2 protein-coding genes are annotated in these 4,122 nt (G+C 70.9%); both read left to right on the top strand.

Annotated elements, in window-relative coordinates; translation table 11 throughout:
- Positions 1-2,947 (top strand): SDR family NAD(P)-dependent oxidoreductase (locus ACLIYP_RS29450; RefSeq protein ID WP_412716134.1); only part of this gene is annotated, 2,947 nt, incomplete at its 5' end.
- Positions 2,948-3,083: 136 nt separating this feature from the next.
- Positions 3,084-4,122, top strand: a 1,039-nt coding sequence (locus ACLIYP_RS29445; RefSeq protein ID WP_412716135.1) for a beta-ketoacyl synthase N-terminal-like domain-containing protein, incomplete at its 3' end; no start/stop codon positions are given.

The raw sequence follows: 4,122 nt of genomic DNA, 5'->3' as shown, positions 1-4,122 counted from the left end.
CACCCTCACCCGCCTCCTCACCTCCGCAGCCCACCTCCACACCCACGGCCACACCATCAACTGGCCCATCCCCCACAACCAACCCATCAACCTCCCCACCTACCCCTTCCAACACCAGCGCTACTGGCCCGCACTGGCCGCGATACGGCCCGTCGACGCCGTGTCCATCGGGCTGGGCGCCGCAGGCCACCCCCTGCTGGGCGCTGCTGTGGAGCTGGCGGGCACGGACACACACCTGTTCACCAGCTTGCTCTCCCTGCACAGCCACCCCTGGCTGGCGGATCATGCCGTGGCCGGAACCGTGCTGCTGCCCGGCACCGGGTTCCTCGAACTCGCCCTCCAGGCCGGCCACCACGTCGGCTGCGACACCATAGAGGAACTGACCCTCGAAGCGCCCTTGGTGCTGCCCGAGAAGGGTGGGGTTCGTGTCCAGCTCCGGCTCGGGGAAGCCGACGACTCCGGTCGGCGGGAACTGAACCTGCACTCGCGGGCGCAGGACGCCGGGGACGACAAGCCCTGGACCCTGCATGCCACCGGCACCCTGGCCCCGGCACAGCAATCCCCGGGGCCGGACTTCGACCTGGCCGCGTGGCCGCCCTCCGGGGCGGAGGCGATCACAGTGGCGGATGCCTACGATCGCCTGGCTGCGCTGGGTGTCGAGTACGGCCCTGCCTTCCAGGGGCTGCGGGCGGCGTGGCGGCGCGGTAACGAAGTGTTCGCCGACGTTGCCCTGCCGGAGGAGCACTCCGCCGAGGCCAAGGACTACGGCATTCACCCGGCACTGCTCGACGCGGCGATCCAGCCGCTGGGACTGGGCGTCCTGTTGACCGAGCCCGGTGAGGGGATGACCCGGCGTCCGTTCGCGTGGAGCGGCGTGACGCTGCATGCCCAGGCCGCGGTCGCGGGCCGGGTGCGGATCGCTCTGGCCGGTGAGGAGGCGGTGTCCGTCACGGTGGCCGACCCGGCGGGCCGACCGGTGGCCTCGGTCGACGTACTGACGCTGCGGCAGGTCGGTACGCAGCAGGTCGCGGAGACGCGCAGCGACTCGTTGTTCCGGGTGGAATGGGTGCCGGTCGCCGTGTCGCGAACGGGTGCGCCGGCCGGACGGTGGGCGCTCATCGGCGGTGGCAGCGGTCACGGCAACGTGGACGTGTACGAGGATCTCGGCAGCCTGGCCGCCGCGGCCCACCCAGTTCCCGAACTGGTCTTCGCGCGCTTCCCCGAAACCGCCGACACCGCCATGGCGTCGGACGCCGTACGCCGGGTCACGCACCGCGCGCTGGACCTCGTACAGGCATGGCTGGCCGACGAGCGGTTCGCCGCGTCCCGGCTGGTGATCCTGGCCGGACAGGGCCTGACCGGTGGGCCGGTCTGGGGACTGGTCAGGTCGGCGCAGGCGGAGAATCCCAGCCGTCTCGTACTGGTTGACACGGACGGGTCCCGTGACGGCGAGACCGATTGGGAGCTGCTGGCTGCCGCTGCCGCCGGCGACGAGCCTCAGCTGCGGCTGGACGGTGGCGAGTTCAGCGCACCGCGTCTGGCGCGTGTCCCTAGGCCCGAAGGGGCGGGCCCCAGATTCGCCGCCGAGGGCACTGTCCTGGTGACCGGTGCCTCGGGTGGGCTCGCCCGGTTGCTCGCGCGGCATCTGGTGGCCGAGCGCGGGGTCCGCAGTCTGCTGCTCGCGTCTCGCAGCGGGGCCGCTGCCGACGGTATGCCGGAGCTGGTAGCCGAGCTGACCGGGCTCGGTGCCGCGGTCGAGGTCGCTGCCTGTGACGTGGCCGACCGGGAGGCGCTGGCTGAGTTGCTGGCCGCCGTACCGGCGGAGCGTCCGCTGACCGCTGTGGTGCACACGGCGGCCGTCCTGGACGACGGGGTGGTTGAGGCGCTGACGCCGGAGCGGGTCGACCGGGTGTTGCGACCGAAGGTCGACGGGGCGCTGAACCTGCACGCGCTCACCCGGCATCTGGACCTGTCCGCGTTCGTGCTGTTCTCCTCGTTGTCGGGCACCCTCGGCGGTGCGGGGCTGGCCAACTACTCGGCAGCCAACGCCTTCCTCGACGCCCTCGCCCGCTACCGGTACGAACGCGGGCTGCCCGCGGTGTCGCTGGCTTGGGGTCTGTGGGAGCAGCGCAGCGGTATGGCCGGGCGGCTGAGCGATGTGGACCTGGCCCGGATGTCCCGGGTCGGGGCGGCGCCGATGTCGGCGGACGAGGGCCTGGCGCTGTTCGATACCGCCACCGCGCTGGACGAGGCCGTGGTCGTGCCAGCCCGGCTGAATCTGGCGGAGCTGCGCGCGCAGGCGGCGGCCGGTGTAATGGCACCGCTGTTCCGCGGTGTCGTCCGCACGTCGGCCGTCCGGCGTACGGCGTCCGCGGCCGGTGGCCGCACCGAGGAAGGCGCCTCCGGGATCGCCAGCCGGTTGGCCGGGCTGGCCCGCGCCGATCAGGAGCGGATGCTGCTGGATCTCGTACGGGAACAGGTCACGGCCGTGCTCGGGCATGCCACGTCCGAGGAGGTGCGGGCGAACCGGGCCTTCAAGGATCTCGGGTTCGACTCGCTGACCTCCGTCGAGCTGCGCAACCGGCTGCGGTCGGCGACCGGGCTGCGGCTGACCCCGACCCTGGTCTTCGACCACCCCAACCCGGCCGCCCTCGCGCAGCGGCTGCTGGATGAACTCGTACCGCAGGACCAGGGGAACGGACTGCCTCTCACTGCGGAGTTGGAGCGGCTGGAGACCGCCTTCCTCGAATCCTCCGCCCTCGAAGACGACGCACGAGACAAGATCGCGGCACGGTTGCAGGCCCTGCTGTGGAAACTGGACGACACCCGCAGCGGAGCGAAGGCGAACGACGCCGAAGGGGTCGCGTCGGATGGGGAGTTGGACTTCGACCCCGTCAGCGATGACGAGATGTTCGACCTCATTGACAAGGAGCTGGGCCAGCTTTGATCCCGTCGCCGTACCGCTTTCCGGTTTACGCGCCTCGCGCTGCGCCTCTCCTCCCCGCCGTGCCAACTGACCACTGGTCTTTCTAGGACGTGACCTGATGTCAAAGCCCGCCCGTTCCTCCGACGCTGCCCAGAGCATGACCGAGGACAAGCTCCGCGAGTACCTGAAGCGGGTCGTCAACGACCTGCGCCAGACCCGCCGCCGGCTCAACGAAGCTGAGGCGAAGGACCATGAGCCGATCGCCATCATCGGGATGAGCTGCCGTTTCCCGGGTGCCGTCCGTTCCCCGGAGAACCTGTGGCAGGTCGTCTCCGAGGGCCGCGATGTCATCTCCGCGTTCCCCGACAACCGCGGCTGGGACCTGGAGAAGCTGTACGACCCGGACCCGGACCGCTCCGGCACGTCCTATGTGCGGGAGGGTGGATTCCTCTACGACGCGGCCGACTTCGACCCTGCGTTCTTCGGCATCTCGCCGCGCGAGGCCTTAGCGATGGACCCGCAGCAGCGGTTGCTTCTGGAGACGTCCTGGGAGGCCTTCGAGCGGGCTGGCATCGACCCCCAGTCGCTGCGCGGCAGCAAAGCGGGCGTGTTCGTCGGCAGCAACTACCAGGACTACGCGACCCGGCTGCCCGAGGTGCCAGCCGAACTGGAGGGGCATCTCGGTATCGGCAACACCCCGAGCGTGGTGTCCGGCCGCGTGGCCTACACCCTGGGCCTGGAGGGCCCGGCCGTCACCGTCGACACCGCCTGCTCCTCCTCGCTGGTCGCCCTGCATCTGGCCTGCCATGCACTGCGGCAGGGCGATTGCTCGATGGCCCTGGCCGGCGGTATCTCGGTCATGTCGTCGCCGACCTCGTTCGTCGAGTTTAGTCGGCAGCGGGGGCTTGCGCCGGACGCCCGTGTCAAGGCCTTCGCCTCGGGCGCGGACGGTACGGCACTGTCCGAGGGCATCGGCATGCTGCTGGTGGAGCGGCTGTCGGATGCGCGCCGCAACAGGCACAAGATCCTCGCTGTGATCCGCGGCAGCGCGATCAATCAGGACGGCGCGAGCAACGGCCTGACCGCCCCGAACGGCCCCTCCCAGCAGCGGGTGATCCGCCAGGCCCTCGCCAACGCCGGCCTCACCCCCGGCCAGGTCGACGCCGTCGAAGCGCACGGCACCGGCACCAAGCTGG

It is taken from the genome of Streptomyces nanhaiensis (genome assembly GCF_046614825.1).
GTDB classification, from domain to species: Bacteria; Actinomycetota; Actinomycetes; order Streptomycetales; family Streptomycetaceae; genus Streptomyces; species Streptomyces radiopugnans.
This window is presented reverse-complemented; position numbering and strand designations above follow the sequence as displayed.